We start from the raw sequence: 16,516 nt of genomic DNA on the forward strand, positions 1-16,516 counted from the left end.
CGCGCCTTAGGTCTTTGTTTTTGTGCATGTCCTCCTCCCAAAACCGAAGTTATTTAGGGCGACATGGATCAGCGGTGCCACCCTTCTATGCGCACGTCGCCGAGCCGTTCGGCCTCTTCCAGCGGAACGGAGCGGATGGTCTGGGTGAAGGTCCAGACATGGCCCTCGGGATCGCGCGCCCGATACTGGCGCTCGCCGTAGAACTGGTCCGCCGGCTCCTGGATTATACCGGCACCCGCCGTCCGCGCCTGCTCACAATGTGCATCAATGCCGTCTTTCAGCCTGACATAGACCGACTGCGTGTTCTTGCCCGAGACCGAGGCCGGGCTGGCGACGTAGTCGCTCCATTCGGAATCGACAATGATGTAGCAGTCGCCGAACCGCATCTCGGAATGGACGAGCTTGCCGTCGGCATCGCTGACCACCATGCTGCGCTCGAAGCCGAAAGCTGCCTCCAGCCAATCCAGCGCGGCCTGCGGATCCCTGTAGAACACGCCGGATCCCAAGGCGGCGTGCTTGAAGGGGTCTTCGGTCATCCGCAGGCGCTTAAGCCTGCTCGGTGCGCGCCGCGGCGCGGCGGCGACGTTCGCCCTTCTGGTTCTGCACGATGCGCACGCGCTTGACGCGGCGCGGATCGGCGTCGAGCACATGGAACTCGAAGCCAGGGATGGCCTGCACCACCTCGCCGCGCGCCGGCACCCGGCCAAGCGTGTTGAAGATCATGCCGCCGATGGTGTCGACATACTCGCCATGTTCGCCGGCGGCGAAATCCCCGCCGATCATCTTGGCGACCTCGTCGATCTCGGCCTTGCCGTCGACGACGAACACGCCTTCACCGGTCTGGGTGATCATCGGCTCGTCGTCGTCGTGCTCGTCCTCGATGTCGCCGACCACCATCTCGACGATATCCTCGAGCGAGACGAGCCCGTCGGTGCCGCCATACTCGTCGATGACCAGCGCCATCTGCGTGCGGGTCGTCTGCATGCGGCCCATCAGATCGGAGGCCAGCATGGACGGCGGCACGAACAGCACCGGCCGGATCAGGTTCAGTTCGCCTATGGTGCGCGAGAGATCGACCTGGGTGAGGTCGAGAACCGTGGCGGCGGGTGTCTTCCTGGTCGCCCGGCCTTTCCTGACGCGCGCAATCTTGGTGATATGGGCCAGCACGTCGCGGATATGGACCATGCCGCGCGGGTCGTCGAGCGTCTCGGCATAGACCGGCATGCGGGAATGGCCGGACTGCTCGAACATGCCAAGCAGATCGCCAAGCGTGGTCGTGATCTCGACCGCCTCGATGTCGGCGCGCGGCACCATGACGTCCTCGACGCGCACCTCGCGCAGCCGCAGGATGTTGTTGAGCATGGCGCGTTCGCCCGGCGAAAAGGATTCGACATCGCTCGTCGTCTCGGCGAGCGCGCCGGCGATCTCCTCGCGCAGGCTGGTTCCGTTGCGTTGCCTGAACAGGCCCAGAACGCGGTTGAACAGGGAAGGCCCGGCAGGCGACGGCTCACCGGCGACGCTGCCGGTGTTGGCAACACCAGGGGTAACGGTACTCGGACTTGATCCCTCTTCCGACGTGTCGGAAGCCTTGGTCGCACTGCCGGCGTCGGGGCGGACGGCAGTTTCAGGTTTGTCGTTCATCTTCGTCCGTCAATTGGTTAGAAGTAGTTACGCGTAGGGATCGGGAATGGCAAGTCTGGCGAGCGCGGCGCGCTCGACGGCCTCCATCTCCTCGGCCTCGGCATCGGTCTCGTGATCATGGCCCATGAGATGCAGCAGGCCGTGGATGACGAGATGGGAAATATGGTTCTCCAGCGGCTTGTCTTCCAGTCCCGCCTCGCGCGCCACCGTCTCCGCGGCCAGCACGATATCGCCGAGCATCGGCGGCAGGGGACCGCCCTTGGGGAAAGGAAATGCCGGAAAAGACAAGACGTTGGTCGGCTTGTCCTTGCCGCGCCAGCCGGCGTTGAGCGCCTGGACATGGGCATCGTCGGAAAAAACGACGCTGAGTTCGGAACGGCCAGCCGCACCCGTCTCGGCGAATGCAGCGGCGGCGGCGGCGGCGACCAGCCGGACAAGCTCGGCTTCGTCCGGCCAATGCCCAGCCTCGACCGTCAGATCAATGTCGACGGGCAGCGGCGGAGCCGGCCCGTTCGGCGTTTCGGGCTCAACCATGAGGTCGCTCGATCAAATCAGCCTTCGGTCCCCAGACCGCGGGCGAGCTTGCCGTCACGGTCGTAGGCCTTGACGATCTCGGCGACCAGCGGATGCCTGACGACGTCGCCTTCATTGAAGCGGACCGTCACCATGCCGGTCACACCATCGAGGATCCGGAGCGCCTCGACAAGGCCGGACTTGGTGTTCTGCGGTAGGTCGATCTGCGTCGGGTCGCCGGTGACGATCATGCGCGAATTCTCGCCCAGACGGGTCAGGAACATCTTCATCTGCATCGGCGTGGTGTTCTGCGCCTCGTCGAGAATGACGGCGGCATGCGCCAGCGTGCGGCCGCGCATGAAGGCGAGCGGTGCGATCTCGATCACCTCGGCGGCGATGGCGCGTTCGACCTTGTCGGCCGGCATCATGTCATAGAGCGCGTCGTAGAGCGGCCGCAGGTAGGGATCGACCTTCTCCTTCATGTCGCCCGGCAGGAAGCCCAGCCGCTCGCCGGCCTCGACGGCAGGCCGCGACAGCACGATGCGCTCGACCATGCCGCGTTCGAGCAGCATCGCCGCATGCGCCACCGCCAGGTAGGTTTTGCCGGTACCGGCCGGGCCGATGCCGAACACCAGTTCCGAGCGCTCCAGCGCCCGCATATACGCGTCCTGCGTGAGCGAGCGGGCGTAGATCGTCTTCTTGCGCGTCGATATCTGGGCGGCCGAAACCTTGCCCTTGCGCTCCAGCGTCGGCAGCGTGAGCTGGTCATCGGCGGCGACCGCCATGCGCACGGCGCCGTCGACATCGGACTGGCCGATATCCACCCCCTTCTGGAGAATGCCGTAGAGATTGTCGAGCGCCCGGCGGGCCTGCTCGGCGGCGGAAGCCGATCCCTTGATGGTGAGCTGGTTGCCGCGCGAGCGGATGTCGACGCCCAGTTTCTGCTCGAGCCGGGCGAGGTTCTCGTCGAACTGGCCGTAGAGGGCGCTGGCAAGCTTGTTGTTGTCGAAAGTCAGTACGATGTGCGCCATGTCAGAAGCCCCAGATGCCGGTACCGGGGGCAGGTTCTTCAGCTCCGCTGCGCTCAACCGTCTCTCCTCATCTGCCGAGGTCATCAGACCAATTCGGCGAACAGGCTATTGTAACCCGTCTTCGTGATTCGCACCTGGATAATGTCACCGATTTCGCCGGCCTTTTCATCAACAATAACGGGCTGAAGCCAAGGTGAGCGTCCGACCTTCTGGCCGGCCTGGCGACCTGGCTTCTCGATCAGCGTATCTATGGTGCGGCCGACGAGACTCAAGCCGAAATCCTGCTGCTGCTTCAAAAGCAGCGCCTGGAGCCGCTGCAAACGCTCGTCCTTGACCGCTTCCGGCACATGGCCGGCCATCTCGGCGCCCGGCGTGCCGGGGCGCGGCGAATATTTGAACGAGAAGGCCGAGGCGTAGTTCACCTGGCGCACCAGCTCCATCGTCGCCTCGAAATCCGCCTCGGTCTCGCCGGGGAAACCGACGATGAAATCGCCCGACAGCGCGATATCGGGCCGCACGGCGCGGATGCGGTCGAGCAGCGCCAGATAATCATCCGCCGTGTGCCTGCGGTTCATCGCCTGCAGGATGCGGTCGGACCCGGATTGCACCGGCAGATGCAGATACGGCATCAGTGCCGGCAGGTCGCGATGGGCCGCTATCAGCTCGTCGTCCATGTCGCGCGGGTGGCTCGTGGTGTAGCGCAGGCGCGCCAGCCCGGGAATTTCGGCCAGCCTGAACAGAAGGCGGCCAAGGCCCCATTCCTCGCCGTTTTCGCCTTGCCCATGCCAGGCATTGACGTTCTGGCCAAGCAGCGTCACCTCGCGCACCCCGGCTTCCGCCAGGCGCTCGGCTTCGGCGACGATCTGTGCCACCGGCCGCGACACTTCGGACCCCCTGGTGTAGGGCACGACGCAGAAGGTGCAGAACTTGTCGCAGCCCTCCTGGACGGTGAGGAAGGCGGTGACGCCGCGCTTGATCACCTCGGCGCGCTTCGGCTGCGGCAAGTGCTCGAACTTGTCCTCAATGGCGTAGTCGGTTTCGACGATCTTCTCGCCGCCGCGCACCCTGGCCAGTACGTCCGGCAGCCGGTGATAGGTCTGCGGGCCGATGACCAGGTCGACGGCGGGCGAGCGGCGGATGATCTCGGCCCCTTCGGCCTGCGCCACGCAACCGGCGACGCCGATCAGCAATTCGCGTCCGGCGGCGGCGCGTTCGGCCTTCATTTCGCGAATGCGACCGAGCTCGGAATAGACCTTTTCAGCCGCTTTTTCCCTGATGTGGCAGGTGTTTAGCAGCACCAGGTCGGCTTCGCCGATGGTCTGCGTCGCCGTGTAGCCGTCGGCGGCCAGCGCATCTGTCATGCGCTGCGAATCATAGACGTTCATCTGGCAGCCATAAGTCTTGACGAAGACCTTTTTCGCTGCCGCGGAAATCACTGCCTGCTGTCCAGCCGCAGTGCCGATGTCGTCGCTTTCAACCGTGTTCAAGTCCATCCGGCGGCTTCTAACGCCTTTCCGCGACAAAAAACAGACGATTCTGCCTGGGGGCCTTCGGGATTCAGCGGCTCGGGCGCGGCGCGGCCAGTGCCGCCTGCATCATTTCGCGCACGCGGCTTTCCATCAGCTTCGCCGTTTCCTTCCGGTTCGACCCCTTGGCGAAGGCGATCGGCTCGCCGAAATGCACCTCGACATCGAGCGCGCCTTCCGCCATCAGCACCTTGAGGTGCGGCATCAGATCCTCGTCGCCGATCCACGCCGCGATCGGCCGGTGCCGGCGGCCGAGCGGCACGCCATGCAGCCGGGTATAGGCGATCGCTACCGGCTGGATGAAGACCTGCTCCGCCGCGCCCTCCGAAATCGCCATCGAGGCGGCACCGAACAGCGTGCTCTTGAAGGGCAGGACGATGTTGCCGTCGCCCGTCGAGCCTTCGGCAAACAGCACCATGGCATCGCCCTTGGCCATGCGGTTGGCGATCTCGCTCGCCTGGTCGCCGGACGAGCGCTTGCGCTCACGCTCGATGAAGACGGTGCGCTGGAGCTTCGACAGCATGCCGATCAGCGGCCAGCCTTCCATGTCGGCCCTGGCGATGAACTTCACATCGGCAAACGAGCCCAGCACCATGATGTCGGTCCAGGAGATGTGATTTGAGGCAATCAACAAGGGGCGGCGGTCGGACATCGTGCCGTTTACATGGATGCGCATGCCGAGCGCCCTGACGATCAGCCTGTGCCAGATCTTGAGGATGAAGGTTTCCGGCCACCAGCCGGTCTTCATCGACAGGACCTGCAAAGGCACCAGGATCAGCGAACCGGCGACGACCAGCCCTATCGCCAGGAAAATCCTGATTTTTCCGATCATCGCTCCACCCCGAAACCCTGGCTAGCGAAGATCGCGGCGCATGACAAGCGCGCCGGTCGGTCCATGCTCGGGCGACCTGTAATAGTTGGGGCGCTTGCCGACCTCGCGGAATCCGAGACGCCTGTAGAGGGCGATCGCGGCGACATTGGTCTCGTCGACCTCGAGGAAGAGCGCTTCGGCGCGTTGCGCGTGCAGTTCGCGCAGCACCGCGTCCATCAACTGCCAGCCCAGCCCCTGGCGGCGATGCGACCGCGCCACCGCGACGGTCAGGATCTCGCCCTCGCCGGCCGCCAGCCGGGCCAGCACGAAGCCGACCGGCGGCTTGGCGCCCTGCCCGGTTTCGCGCGCGGCATAGCCGAACACGGTGTCCTGTTCGAGCAAGGCCGCGAACTCGCCATCGGTCCATGGGCGGACGAAGTCCTCGCGGTGCAGGAGCGAGACCGCCGGACTGTCGGTGGTCCTGAGCGGTTCGAGCGCGTAATCGCGGCGGCGCGGCTGGAGAAAAGGTATGCGCATTATTTCCCTTGCCTGGAAAGTATGAACCCGGCCTGCGGCTTGGCGTCGGCGCCGCGCAGATAAAGAGGTTTCGGCCTCTCGCCCTCGCCCTTGGCGGCCGCCAGGCGGGCGTAGGTGAGAATGTCCGCGGTCGCCGTCTCGGGTCCGATGTCGAAGGAGCGTCCGGCGGATGCCGCGATCCGCGTCGCGGCGGTTCCGGCGAGCACCGAAGACCGCTCGCTCGCCATGGCCACGGCATCCGCCAGCGTGACCACGGCCGGACCGTAAGTCAAAACCGACATTTCATCATAGAGAGCGGCATGGATCTCCTCGCGGCCGGCATCGAGCGCGGCCAGCACGGCACGGCCGGGAAATGCCCCTGCCGCCTCGGCCGCCAGCGCCTCGAGCGTCGTCACGCCGATTGCAGGCAGCTTGAGCGCCAGCGCCAGGCCACGCGCAGTGGAAACCCCGACGCGCAGGCCGGTGAAGGAACCGGGGCCGACGGAGACGGCGATGGCGCCAAGGCCGGCATAGGCGGTTGCACCGGCCTTCAGCGCCTCGGCGATGACGCCCATCAGATGCTCGGCATGGCCCTTGCCTAGATCGAGCACCGCGCGGCCGAGTTCCTGCCTCGCCCCGGCATCATAGACGCAGGCGGCGCAGAGGTTGGCGGCACAGTCGATGGCGAGCATTTTCATGAAACGACCGGTTCGAAAAACAATTCCCTGTGCCTGCCACAGCGCGCCACCGCAAGGGGAAAGCGCATAATTTCTTAAGCGGCTTCGCTCCGACGCAGCGGGAAGGTGTCTATGCGGCCGGCTCTATGCGCAGCATATGGTTGTCCCAGACGTAGTCCGGTTCGGACCGTGTCGCGCCATTGCATTCGACGATTTCGCCGGCTCCGGTGGTGGCCATAAAACCCGTCCCGTCTGGCGCCACGCCGCAGACCTCGACCAGTGCGCTTGACGAGACGAGCCGCCCGCTCGCCGCATCGATCACCACAAGCGAATTGCCTTCCGGCGAAGAGACGGCAATGGTGCCGGCAACCGGATTGGCGGCGACGGAACCGATATAGTTGCGGAAGCCGGACAGGACATCCTGCGGCATGTCGAGGAGCTGCAAATCCTTGCCGCGCGCGGCGCGGCCGACCAGCAGCGGACGGTCGGTGCCGGGCCCCCTGTACTGGCAGCCGAACCAGACGGTGCCGGTCTGGTCGGTGTCCATGTGGCGGATCGACAGCTGGTGCAGCGCCGCCGGCAATTCGTGCTTCTCGACCAGATCGCCGGTGACACGGTCGATGAGCACATAGGACGGCTTCATGGTGGCGATGTTGAGTTCGGCGCGGCCATAATCGGGATGAGTCTCGATGCCGCCATTGGCAACGGCGATCGTCCTGCCGTCGCCCAGGAGCAGAAGCTCGTGGGGTCCCATGCCATAGGTCGGGAATTCACCAAGGCGCTTGAATTTCGCCCGCGCGTCGTAGACGCCGACGACGCCGGCCGCGTTGTCGAAATCGTTCTCGGCGGCATAAAGCAAGGCGCCGTCCGGGGAGAACACGCCATGGCCGAAGAAATGCCGGCCGGTGATGCTGGCGATGGTCAGCGGTTCATCGCGCCCGGCGTGATCGAAGACCACGGCGAAGGTGCCGGGCTGGCGGGCGAACACCACTGAGCGCTTCGATATGGGATCGAAGGTGACGTCGTGGCCGCGGTCGGGCAAGTCGATCGCGTGCAGGAGCTTGCCGGCCTCGGACAGGATTGCGGCGCCATAGCTGCCGTCGCGCTTGACGAAGGCGGTGGCGAAGACGGCATCGGCGGCAAGCGTATTTGCCCAGGCCGGCGGCGCCATCGCGGCGGCAAAACCGATGCCCGCGGCTCTCAGGAAATCGCGACGGTCAATGAGGGAGGTTTTCACGCTCAGTCCCCATCCAGCGAGGAAAAACCGGCGGTCAGGCCGAATTCGGCGGTCAGCCTGGTGCCGAACAGGGTCGACAGGCTGGAGGTGATCAGCGCGAGATGCTCGAGCTTTGCGCGCAGCGCCGGGTCGGCGAGCGCCATGTCGATCGGGCCCTGGACCGACTTCGCGGTGGCGACGCCGTTGACCAGCTGGATACGGATCGATTCCGCCATCCAGCGCGCATCGGCCGGCAGCGCATCGCCGAGCTTCGATGCCTCGAACAGCCCGTCGATGCCGGCAAGGTTTCCGGCCAGCGAATTGGTGGTGTTTTGCGAACGCCAGTAGATCGCCTGTTTCGGCTTGTCCGCCTCCGGCTTGCCGCCCAGGAAGCCTTTCAGGCGCACGTCGCGAACCATTTCCAGCTCGTTGATGAAGATGCCGACCAGTTCCGTCACCGCTTCCGTGCCGTCGCGATAGAGCGGATTCTGCGGCCCCGGATTGGCCCAGAGCGCCGCAAAGCCGTCCGGCTTGTTCCAGGCGTCGGCGACATCGCCGGCCATGGTTTCGATGTTGCCGGCAACCGCGGCGCCATAGGCGCAGCGATAGGGATCGTTCTTGCCGGCAAGCGCATCGGCGCCGTCACCGTGGAGCACGAACTCCAAGGCGCCGAGCCCCTGCATGGCGACGCTCTTGCCGGAAAGCTGTGCCGGATCGGTGGCGCTCGGGTCTTGGGCCGCCAGCGCGGCCTGCACCTGTTTCAGGCCGATGCTTTTGCGATCCGGCCAAAACAGCATTCGCTCCAGCCGGTTGTTTTCCTTGATCGGGCCGAACCCGATGATCTCGGCCGACGACCAGGCATCCACCGTGCGCGAGAATTCGGCGCGTGCCGCATCGAGATCGCCCTTTGAGGGTTTTTCGCAAAGCGCGTGCATCGCCTTGTTCAAGCCCGCCGCGCGATCGTGCAGACTGGCATAGGCTGGCCGGACAAAGCCGTCGATTGCCCGCTGGATGACGTCGGTGGCCTTCACCGCCGCCGATGTGGGGCTGACGCCCAGCAGGGCCAGAGGAAGAAGGATTACCAGCGCGGAACGCTTCAACATCACAGGGACTCCAGGAATTTGACCAAGGCATCGCGGTCGGCCGCATCGGCGGCGGCGAAGCGGTCGCGCGATTTCTGGCCCTCGCCGCCATGCCAAAGAATCGCCTCGACCAGGCTGCGGGCGCGGCCATCGTGCAGATAAAAATTGTTGCCGTTGACCGTTTCGGTGAGGCCTATGCCCCATAGCGGCGGCGTGCGCCATTCGTTGCCCGTCGCCTCGCCCACCGCCTGGCCGTCGGCAAGGCCGGGGCCCATGTCGTGCAGCAGGAAGTCGGAATAGGGCCAGATAAGCTGGAAGGCCTGCGCCTTGTTGGGCGCGTCGCGGCGGGTTACGAATTTCGGCGCGTGGCAGGAAACGCAGCCGATCTCGTAGAACAATTTCTTGCCGGCGAGCACATCAGGGGCGCCGAGGTCGCGGCGTGCCGGCACGGCCAGGTTCTGCGAATAGAAGGTGACGAGGTCCATGACCGGCGCCGGCGCCTCGGCCTGACCGAGCCGCTCCTGCACGCCATCCGGCATGGCAAAGCAATCCTTCTCGGCGGCGGTGCAGTCGCCCCAATGTTTGGGCTCCTCCGGCGTCGAGATGCCGATGTCGCCGGCAAAGGCATCCGCGGCCTGCTGGCGGATCGACGCGGTCTGCGCCTTCCAGCCGAAACGACCAAGGGTGAGCTCGCCGCTCATGCCGTCGCGCACGATGTTCGGCCTGCCGGAAATGCCGTCGCCGTCCCGGTCGTTCGGATCGGCATGGGCGAATATATCAGCGGGCGCGATCTGCTCGATGAGGCCAAGCCCGATCATCGGCGGCGTCAGGCGCGGCGACAGCGTGGTGCGCGGATCGAGCGGGCCGTAGGCCAGATCATCGACCGCGTAAGTGGGCTTGCGCAGCGAAACCACGGTGCCGTCGCCGAGCCCGACTTTTTCCTCGCTGTAATCGACGCGCATCCGGCCCTCGCCGCGCAGGCCGGGGACGGCAAGATCCTGCAGCTGCGAACCGTAGACCGGATCGGGGATGTTGAGCAGCCTGTGGTCGGCAAGCCCAGCCTTCTCCTCCTCGGTGCTCGGCTCGCGCGCCAGCCGCAGGAACATCGACGTGCTGCCGGTGCCTTGCGGCGGACGGCCGCGGCCGTCCTTCAGATGACAGTTCTGGCAGGCGCGTTCGTTGAACAGCGGTCCGAGCCCGTCGGAAGCCTGCGTCGAGGACGGCGACGAGACCCAATTCTTGCGGAACAGGGCGTTGCCCAGCTTGAAGGTGCCTTCTTCCTCGAAGGTGATGTTGGCCGACGATTGCGAGAAGGAATCGCGGTTGACGTCCTTCCTGGATGTGCCGGCGCCGCCTTGCATCAATTCGAACTGCTCGGGTTTCGAGAAGTCCTTGGTCGGCCTGGTAACGGCTGTGACGCGCGCCTGATCCTTCGGGCTGAGGTCGGTGCGCGTGGCGGCGAAATTGGCGGGCTGCTGCGAGCCGGACCCGCCCGTGGCGAAGGCCAAAAGGATGATGGCGGCCGAACCGGAAAGCACGACGCTTCCCGGTTTTCTGTTTGACGACAGCCCTTTGGCCCGCCGCCAGCGGCGCAGCAATGCTAGGGTGCGCCGCATTCCCGCATGCCCTTACTCCGCCTCGTCCGCCGATGCGGCATTGAGCTGGCCGTATTTTTCCTCGCCGATCGAGGCAAGCAGATCGAGCTGCGTCTCGAGGAAGTCGATGTGCCCCTCCTCGTCGGCCAAGAGTTCCTCGAACAGTTTCATGCTGACATAGTCGCCGGCTTCGTTGCAGACCTCGCGCGAGCGCTTGTAGGCGGTGCGAGCGTCATACTCGCCGGCAAGGTCGGATTCGAGCACTTCCTTCACGTTCTGTCCGATACGCAGCGGCGCCACGGACTGCAGATTGGGGTGCCCTTCCAGGAAGATGATCCGGGCCACGAGCTTGTCGGCATGGTGCATCTCCTCGATCGATTCGGCGCGTTCCTTCTTGGCGAGCTTGGCGTATCCCCAGTCCTCCAGCAGACGGAAATGGACCCAATACTGATTGACGGCACCAAGCTCCAGGAACAGAGCCTCGTTAAGCCGCTCGATGATCTGTGGTTCGCCTTTCATGGGTTCTGCTCCCGTATTGGACGCGCAGGCCTCTGACGCGATCCAGATGTGAAACGATGTCAACGCCGCTCGCCTGCGAGCGGGCGTGGTAGTTCTCGGTGACCCGAATGATCGTTTCGACCACATTTGGGAAGCAGCCGCAACAGCGACCGCGCTTGTGCATGGCGTGATAGACTTTTGCCGGCACGATGAGCTGCCAGGGATCCTGGTCCAGCAGCCCGACGATCGTCTGCTCAATCTCCTTCTCGGTGATGATGTTGCAATGGCAGATTAGCATAAACTTGCTCGGATGGCTGACGGCGCCTTCCGCGCCGTGTGGCTTGACTCTATCTTCCCCGCGCCGAAGCCTTTGTGACTTCGGCCCGGGCTTCCAGGCTTCGACGCTTACTGGAACACCTTGTCCGGCGCATCGAGGCTGTCTGAACCCTCAAAGGCGATGGCGTTGAGCTTCAGCGCGCCGACGGCGCGTTCGACCGATTTGGTCTGGTCGACCAGTGCGTCGATTGCCGCCTGCACCGTGGCGTTGCCCTCGGTGTTGCCTTCGGCGATCTGCTGGTCGTAAGCCTCGCCGCCTTCGGCGCGGGCCTTGATTGCCTCCATCTTGGCGACGGTGGCATCGAGCTTGTCAGACAGTTCCTTGTCGATGGCCGGATCGGCCGCCTTGACCATGTCCGCCACCGACGGCCCTGAAACGACGGTGCCGTCCAGCCTGGTGTAGCTGGCGTGATAGGCGGCGCGGATACCGACGGCGTCATAAAGATGGGAATTGTAGGTGTTGTCGGAGAAGCAGTCATGCTCCTCTTCCGGATCGTGCAGCAGCAGGCCGAGCTTCATGCGCTCGCCGGCGAGTTCTCCGTAGGAGAGCGAGCCCATGCCGGTGAAGATGGCCGAAATAGCGGCGTTCGGCTCGCCGTCGACCAGGTTCTTGCGCGCAGCGCCGCCTTCCTTCCAGTCGCCGACCATCTCCTGGAGGTCGGACACCAAAAGCGTGCTGGCTGACTTCAGATATTCCGCGCGGCGGTCGCAATTGCCGCCGGTGCAGTTCTTGAGATCATAGTCGGTGTAGGGGCGCTCGCCGGCGCCCGGTCCGGTGCCGTGCAGGTCCTGACCCCAGAGCAGGAACTCGATGGCATGGTAGCCGGTGGCGACATTGGCCTCCACGCCGCCGGCCTCCTGCAGCGTGCCGGAGAGGAATTCCGGCGAAAGCTTCGAGGCGTCCACCTTCTTGCCGTTGATCTCGATCTCCTTGTTGGCGATCACATTGGCCGTGTAGAGCGAATTCGCGTCGGATTCTGTGCCGTAGCTCTTGGCGACATAATCGATCAGGCCTTCGTCCAGCGGCCAGGAATTCACCTTGCCTTCCCAGTCGTCGACGATCTTGTTGCCGAAGCGGTAGACCTCGGTCTGCTGGTAGGGAACGCGCGATGCCTTCCAGGCCTCGCGGGCGGCATTGAGCGTCTCGGCCGAAGGCTTGGCCAACAAGGTATCGACCGCCTTGTCGAGCGCCTGCGCGGTGGTCAGCGAATCCTCGTATTTGGCAAGCGCGATGTCGGCATAGGTCTTGATGACCGCCTTGGGATCGCTCTCGGCCTTGGCCGGCAGCACGAACACCGCCGCCGTCAGCAGCGCCGTGGCACTGATCGCCGCAAGCCTGCTGCCATGTCGTGCCGTCATTATCACTCTCCAGTTTTTCGGGAATTTTGTGAACGGCGCGCGCGACAACCGGCGCCAGGCCATGTGCAGGCCGTCATTCGCGGGGCATGCCGCGCTGTCGCGCGGGTCGAAGAAGAAAGACACCAAAATGCCTCCAATCGAAAGGGTTCAAGGCCCAGACATCAAAGGGATGCGCCGATGCGCGAGGCCCCATAAAGCTTCAGGACCGATGGAAGTCAACGAAAATCGACAGGAAAACTCAATCGAAACAACAGTTTAGAATTATTCTAAACTGCGATAGTCAACTTTAGCCGCCTGCACCGTGTGCCGACGTCATCGCCGAACTGTCCGATTGACAGCCGCCGTTCCGGGTGCGACCCGCAAATGGCCTCTTGCGGCGGCGCCAGACAATTGCCACGTGGCGAGACATCCTAAAATCAAGCTTGGGATCGGAATGCGATGAAGAACGGCGTGGTCATTGTCGGTGCGGGACATGCGGGCGTGCAGGCGGCGGCAAGCCTGCGCGAGGAGGGTTACGACGGGCCGGTGATCCTCGTCGGCGACGAGAACGAACTGCCCTATCACAAGCCGCCGCTGTCGAAGACCTTCATCAAGGATGCCGAGGCCAAGCCGCAACCCTTGCGTGGCGAGGCATTTTACACCGGCAGCGCCGTCGACTACCGGCCGGGCGTTCGGATCGACCGCATCGATGCCGGACGTCGCCGTTTGGAGATATCAGGCGGCGGCGAACTTGCCTTCGATCATCTGATCCTCGCCACCGGCTCGCGCCCGCGCCTGCTGCCGCTGCCGGGCGCGGATCTGTCCGGTGTGGTGTCGCTGCGCTCGCTTTCCGATGCGCGGCTGATCCGGGACTTGAGCGCACGGAGCGAAGACGTCGTTATCCTCGGCGGCGGCTTCATCGGGCTGGAGATCGCGGCGACGCTGCGCGCGGCCGGCCGCACCGTAACGGTCGTGGAAGCGGTTGACCGGCTGCTTGGCCGCACCGTGGCGCCGATCGTGGCGAGCCATGTCCGCCAACGGCTGGAAGCGACCGGCGTGCACATTCTCACCGGCACCACGATCGCAAGGCTCGAGGGCGAAAACGGCCATGTCACGGCAGCGATCACCTCGTCTGGCGAAAGGCTGCCGGCGCGCATGGTCGTCGTCGGCATTGGCGCCGTGCCCAATGTCGAACTGGCCGGGGAAGCCGGCCTCACCATCGCCAACGGCATTCGCGTCGACAACCAGATGCGTAGCTCGGTGCCGGAAATCCTCGCCATCGGCGACGCCGCCTCCTATCGGCATTGGTTCACCGGCGGCGACGTGCGGCTGGAATCGGTACAGAACGCCACCGACCAGGCGCGGCTTGCCGCGCGCACCATAACGGGCCATGCCGACGCCTATTCGGCCGTGCCCTGGTTCTGGTCCGACATCGGCGACATGAAGCTGCAGATGGTCGGCCTGACATCCGGCGGCGACAGCCATGTCGTGCTGGGCGATCTCGCCGACAACAAGTTCTCGATCTACCACTATGCCGCAGACAGGCTGCTCGGCATCGAATCGGTCAACCGCCCCGGCGACCACATGCTCGGCCGCAAGATGCTGAGCGCCGGCTTCTCGCCGGCGCCACAGACGGTGGCAGCGGGGCCGGACGGATTGAAAGCGGCGCTGGTCGCGTTCCAGAACAAAGAGTCAGCCGAGGCCAGTGCCTAAGATTGCCAATTTTTGCCATAGGCTATAAAATGCCTGAATGAGCACCATGAACATCTCCCTGCCGGAAAGCTTGAAGCATTTTGTCGATCAGCAAGTGACCGATCGCGGCTATGGCACGAGCAGCGAGTATGTGCGTGAATTGATCCGCCGCGATCAAGATCGTCAGCTTCTGCGCGGCTTGCTCCTTGAGGGCGCATCGTCCGCCCCGGGCGCTCCGGTTGACGACGACTATTTCGCCGCGCTGCGGAAACGGGCGCAGGGCCAATAGAGTAAGTGCCCATAAAGGCGATCATTCCTCGAAAACTAGCCCTGCGGGATGTCGAGGATGCTGTCGATTACTATACGCGAGAAGCTGGTTCGCGCGCGGCATTGGGCTACATCGAGGAGCTTCAAAACGCCTACAAACTGCTAGCCAGCCATCCCGCATCGGGCTCTCTGAGATATGGCTACGAAATTGGATTGCCTGGTCTGCGTAGCGTGCAAGTCAGGCGCTATCCATACCTGATTTTTTATCTTGAACAGACCGAACATATCGATGTTTGGCGGGTGCTGCACGCCAAGATGGACATTCCAGCCTGGTTACAGAATCCGAGCTCCTGACGGCACGTTCACCGGGCTCAGTGTAAGCCGTCAGGAGAAATGGGCGCCGGCCCTTCAGGCAGCGCGAACCTCGCGGATCGAGCTTTCCAGAATGTCGAGCGCCTCGGTCATGATGCCGTCCTGGATGGTGAGCGGCGCCAGGAAGCGGATGACGTTGCCGTGAACGCCGCAGGTGAGCAGGATCAGCCCCTTGTCGAGTGCCTTCAGCCTGACCGCATTGGCCATCTCCGCCGATGGCAAGCCCTTCCTGACGTCGTTGAACTCGACCGCGTTCATGAAACCGGGGCCACGGATGTCGACGATTTCCGGGACGTCGTCGCGGATCGATCCCAGGCGCTGCTTCAGCCTGGCGCCGAGCGAGTTGGCGCGGTCGCACAGTTTCTCTTCCTCGATCACGTCAAGCACCGCATGCGCGGCGGCAACGCCGATCGGGCTGCCGCCATAGGTGCCGCCCAGCCCGCCGGGGCCAGGCGCATCCATGATCTCGGCGCGGCCGGTGACCGCAGCCAGCGGAAAGCCGCCGGCCAGGCCCTTGGCCATGGTGGTGATGTCGGCGGTCACTTCATGATGCTCCATGGCGAACATCTTGCCGGTACGGGCGAAGCCGGTCTGCACCTCGTCGGCAATGAGCAGGATGCCGTGCTGATCGCAGATCTTGCGCAGCGCGGTCATGAAATCGCGCGGCACTTCGTAGAAGCCGCCCTCGCCCTGCACCGGCTCGACGATGATGGCCGCGACCCTGGCCGGATCGACGTCGGCCTTGAACAGGCGATCGAGCGCGGCAAGCGAATCGGCCACCGACACGCCGTGCAGCGGCACCGGGAACGGGGCGTGGAAGACGTCGGCCGGCATGGCGCCGAAGCCGACCTTGTAGGGCACGACCTTGCCGGTCAGCGCCATGCCCATGAAGGTGCGGCCATGGAAGCCGCCGGCAAAGGCGATGACGGCCTGGCGGCCGGTGGCATTGCGGGCGATCTTGATGACGTTCTCGACCGCCTCGGCGCCGGTGGTGACGAAGATTGTCTTCTTCTCGAACTTGCCCGGAAGAATGCCGTTCAGCCGTTCGGCCAGCCTTACATAGCTCTCATAGGGCACCACCTGGTGGCAGGTGTGGGTGAAGCGGTCGAGTTGCGCCTTGACCGCCTCGATGACCTTGGGGTGGCGATGGCCGGTGTTGACGACGGCGATGCCGGAGGAGAAATCGATGTAGCGGCGGCCCTCGACATCCCAGATTTCCGAGTTCTCGGCCCGGTCGGCGTAAATCTGCGTGGTCATACCGACACCGCGCGAGATCGACTGGCTCTTGCGTTCGGAAATGGCTGAGTTCTTCATGATGTCCCTCATAGGGCCGGCGCCCGTTCTGCTTGATCAGATGTCTTCTGGGCTTATTTCATGCTTTCCTCAAGTCGGCACCGCCGGCAGG

Annotated in this window: 18 protein-coding genes; 3 read left to right on the top strand and 15 right to left on the bottom strand. The window is 64.4% G+C overall.

The genetic code is table 11. From position 1 onward, the window contains the following. Nucleotides 1–68: 68 nt before the first annotated feature. From FJ986_RS09230 to FJ986_RS09295, 14 genes are all read right to left on the bottom strand, one after another. Nucleotides 69–536, bottom strand: a complete 468-nt coding sequence (locus tag FJ986_RS09230) for a VOC family protein (protein WP_140523867.1) — start codon at nt 534–536, stop codon at nt 69–71. Nucleotides 537–546: 10 nt separating this feature from the next. After that, a complete protein-coding gene (locus FJ986_RS09235) occupies nt 547–1,641 on the bottom strand; it encodes a hemolysin family protein (RefSeq protein WP_140513164.1) in 1,095 nt (364 codons plus the stop codon). A 27-nt stretch (nt 1,642–1,668) separates the two neighbouring features. Continuing rightward, nucleotides 1,669–2,175, bottom strand: coding sequence for an rRNA maturation RNase YbeY (gene ybeY, locus FJ986_RS09240; RefSeq protein ID WP_140513162.1), 507 nt, complete (start codon nt 2,173–2,175; stop codon nt 1,669–1,671). Nucleotides 2,176–2,192: 17 nt separating this feature from the next. Next, entirely contained in the window at nt 2,193–3,185 is a 993-nt protein-coding gene (locus FJ986_RS09245) for a PhoH family protein (protein ID WP_224518987.1), read from the bottom strand. An 83-nt stretch (nt 3,186–3,268) separates the two neighbouring features. Continuing rightward, nucleotides 3,269–4,678: a tRNA (N6-isopentenyl adenosine(37)-C2)-methylthiotransferase MiaB gene (miaB, locus tag FJ986_RS09250; protein ID WP_140513158.1), complete on the bottom strand. Its 1,410-nt coding sequence runs from the start codon at nt 4,676–4,678 to the stop codon at nt 3,269–3,271. Nucleotides 4,679–4,742: 64 nt separating this feature from the next. Continuing rightward, the gene (locus FJ986_RS09255) at nt 4,743–5,543 is read right to left on the bottom strand and encodes a lysophospholipid acyltransferase family protein (protein ID WP_140513156.1); all 801 of its coding nucleotides are present in this window, start codon (nt 5,541–5,543) and stop codon (nt 4,743–4,745) included. Nucleotides 5,544–5,564: 21 nt separating this feature from the next. Further along, entirely contained in the window at nt 5,565–6,059 is a 495-nt protein-coding gene (gene rimI, locus FJ986_RS09260) for a ribosomal protein S18-alanine N-acetyltransferase (RefSeq protein ID WP_140496816.1), read from the bottom strand. Beyond that, a complete protein-coding gene (tsaB, locus tag FJ986_RS09265; RefSeq protein ID WP_140674057.1) occupies nt 6,059–6,736 on the bottom strand; it encodes a tRNA (adenosine(37)-N6)-threonylcarbamoyltransferase complex dimerization subunit type 1 TsaB in 678 nt (225 codons plus the stop codon). The genes rimI and tsaB overlap by 1 nt, the downstream gene beginning before the upstream one ends. A 109-nt stretch (nt 6,737–6,845) precedes the next feature. After that, nucleotides 6,846–7,952, bottom strand: a complete 1,107-nt coding sequence (locus tag FJ986_RS09270; RefSeq protein WP_140674059.1) for a DUF1513 domain-containing protein — start codon at nt 7,950–7,952, stop codon at nt 6,846–6,848. Between the two features lie 2 nt (nt 7,953–7,954). Then, on the bottom strand, nt 7,955–9,034 hold the full coding sequence (locus FJ986_RS09275) for an imelysin family protein (protein WP_140513150.1): 1,080 nt from the start codon (nt 9,032–9,034) through the stop codon (nt 7,955–7,957). Beyond that, the gene (locus tag FJ986_RS09280) at nt 9,034–10,629 is read right to left on the bottom strand and encodes a di-heme oxidoredictase family protein (protein ID WP_140513148.1); all 1,596 of its coding nucleotides are present in this window, start codon (nt 10,627–10,629) and stop codon (nt 9,034–9,036) included. The genes FJ986_RS09275 and FJ986_RS09280 overlap by 1 nt, the downstream gene beginning before the upstream one ends. A 12-nt stretch (nt 10,630–10,641) precedes the next feature. Further along, the gene (gene bfr / locus FJ986_RS09285; RefSeq protein ID WP_140496826.1) at nt 10,642–11,127 is read right to left on the bottom strand and encodes a bacterioferritin; all 486 of its coding nucleotides are present in this window, start codon (nt 11,125–11,127) and stop codon (nt 10,642–10,644) included. Further along, nucleotides 11,093–11,404 carry a (2Fe-2S)-binding protein gene (locus FJ986_RS09290; protein WP_140523850.1) on the bottom strand — a complete coding sequence of 104 codons (312 nt, stop codon included), beginning with the start codon at nt 11,402–11,404 and terminating at the stop codon, nt 11,093–11,095. Before FJ986_RS09290 ends, bfr begins: the two co-directional genes overlap by 35 nt. A 107-nt stretch (nt 11,405–11,511) precedes the next feature. Continuing rightward, complete coding sequence (locus FJ986_RS09295; protein WP_140674061.1) at nt 11,512–12,801, bottom strand: imelysin family protein; 1,290 nt, start codon at nt 12,799–12,801, stop codon at nt 11,512–11,514. A 438-nt stretch (nt 12,802–13,239) separates the two neighbouring features. Between FJ986_RS09295 and FJ986_RS09300 the strand changes: the two genes are divergently transcribed. From FJ986_RS09300 to FJ986_RS09310, 3 genes are read left to right on the top strand one after another with little or no spacing between them, the layout of a single operon-like run. Further along, a complete protein-coding gene (locus tag FJ986_RS09300) occupies nt 13,240–14,493 on the top strand; it encodes an FAD-dependent oxidoreductase (RefSeq protein WP_140670864.1) in 1,254 nt (417 codons plus the stop codon). Nucleotides 14,494–14,530: 37 nt separating this feature from the next. After that, entirely contained in the window at nt 14,531–14,761 is a 231-nt protein-coding gene (locus FJ986_RS09305; RefSeq protein ID WP_140496834.1) for a type II toxin-antitoxin system ParD family antitoxin, read from the top strand. Nucleotides 14,762–14,772: 11 nt separating this feature from the next. Then, a complete protein-coding gene (locus tag FJ986_RS09310; protein ID WP_181175321.1) occupies nt 14,773–15,093 on the top strand; it encodes a type II toxin-antitoxin system RelE/ParE family toxin in 321 nt (106 codons plus the stop codon). A 54-nt stretch (nt 15,094–15,147) separates the two neighbouring features. Here FJ986_RS09310 and FJ986_RS09315 read toward each other — a convergent pair whose 3' ends face one another. Beyond that, a complete protein-coding gene (locus FJ986_RS09315) occupies nt 15,148–16,425 on the bottom strand; it encodes a 4-aminobutyrate--2-oxoglutarate transaminase (protein ID WP_140670860.1) in 1,278 nt (425 codons plus the stop codon). Between the last annotated feature and the right edge of the window lie 91 nt (nt 16,426–16,516).

It is taken from the genome of Mesorhizobium sp. B1-1-1 (assembly GCF_006442955.1).
Lineage (GTDB): Bacteria > Pseudomonadota > Alphaproteobacteria > Rhizobiales > Rhizobiaceae > Mesorhizobium.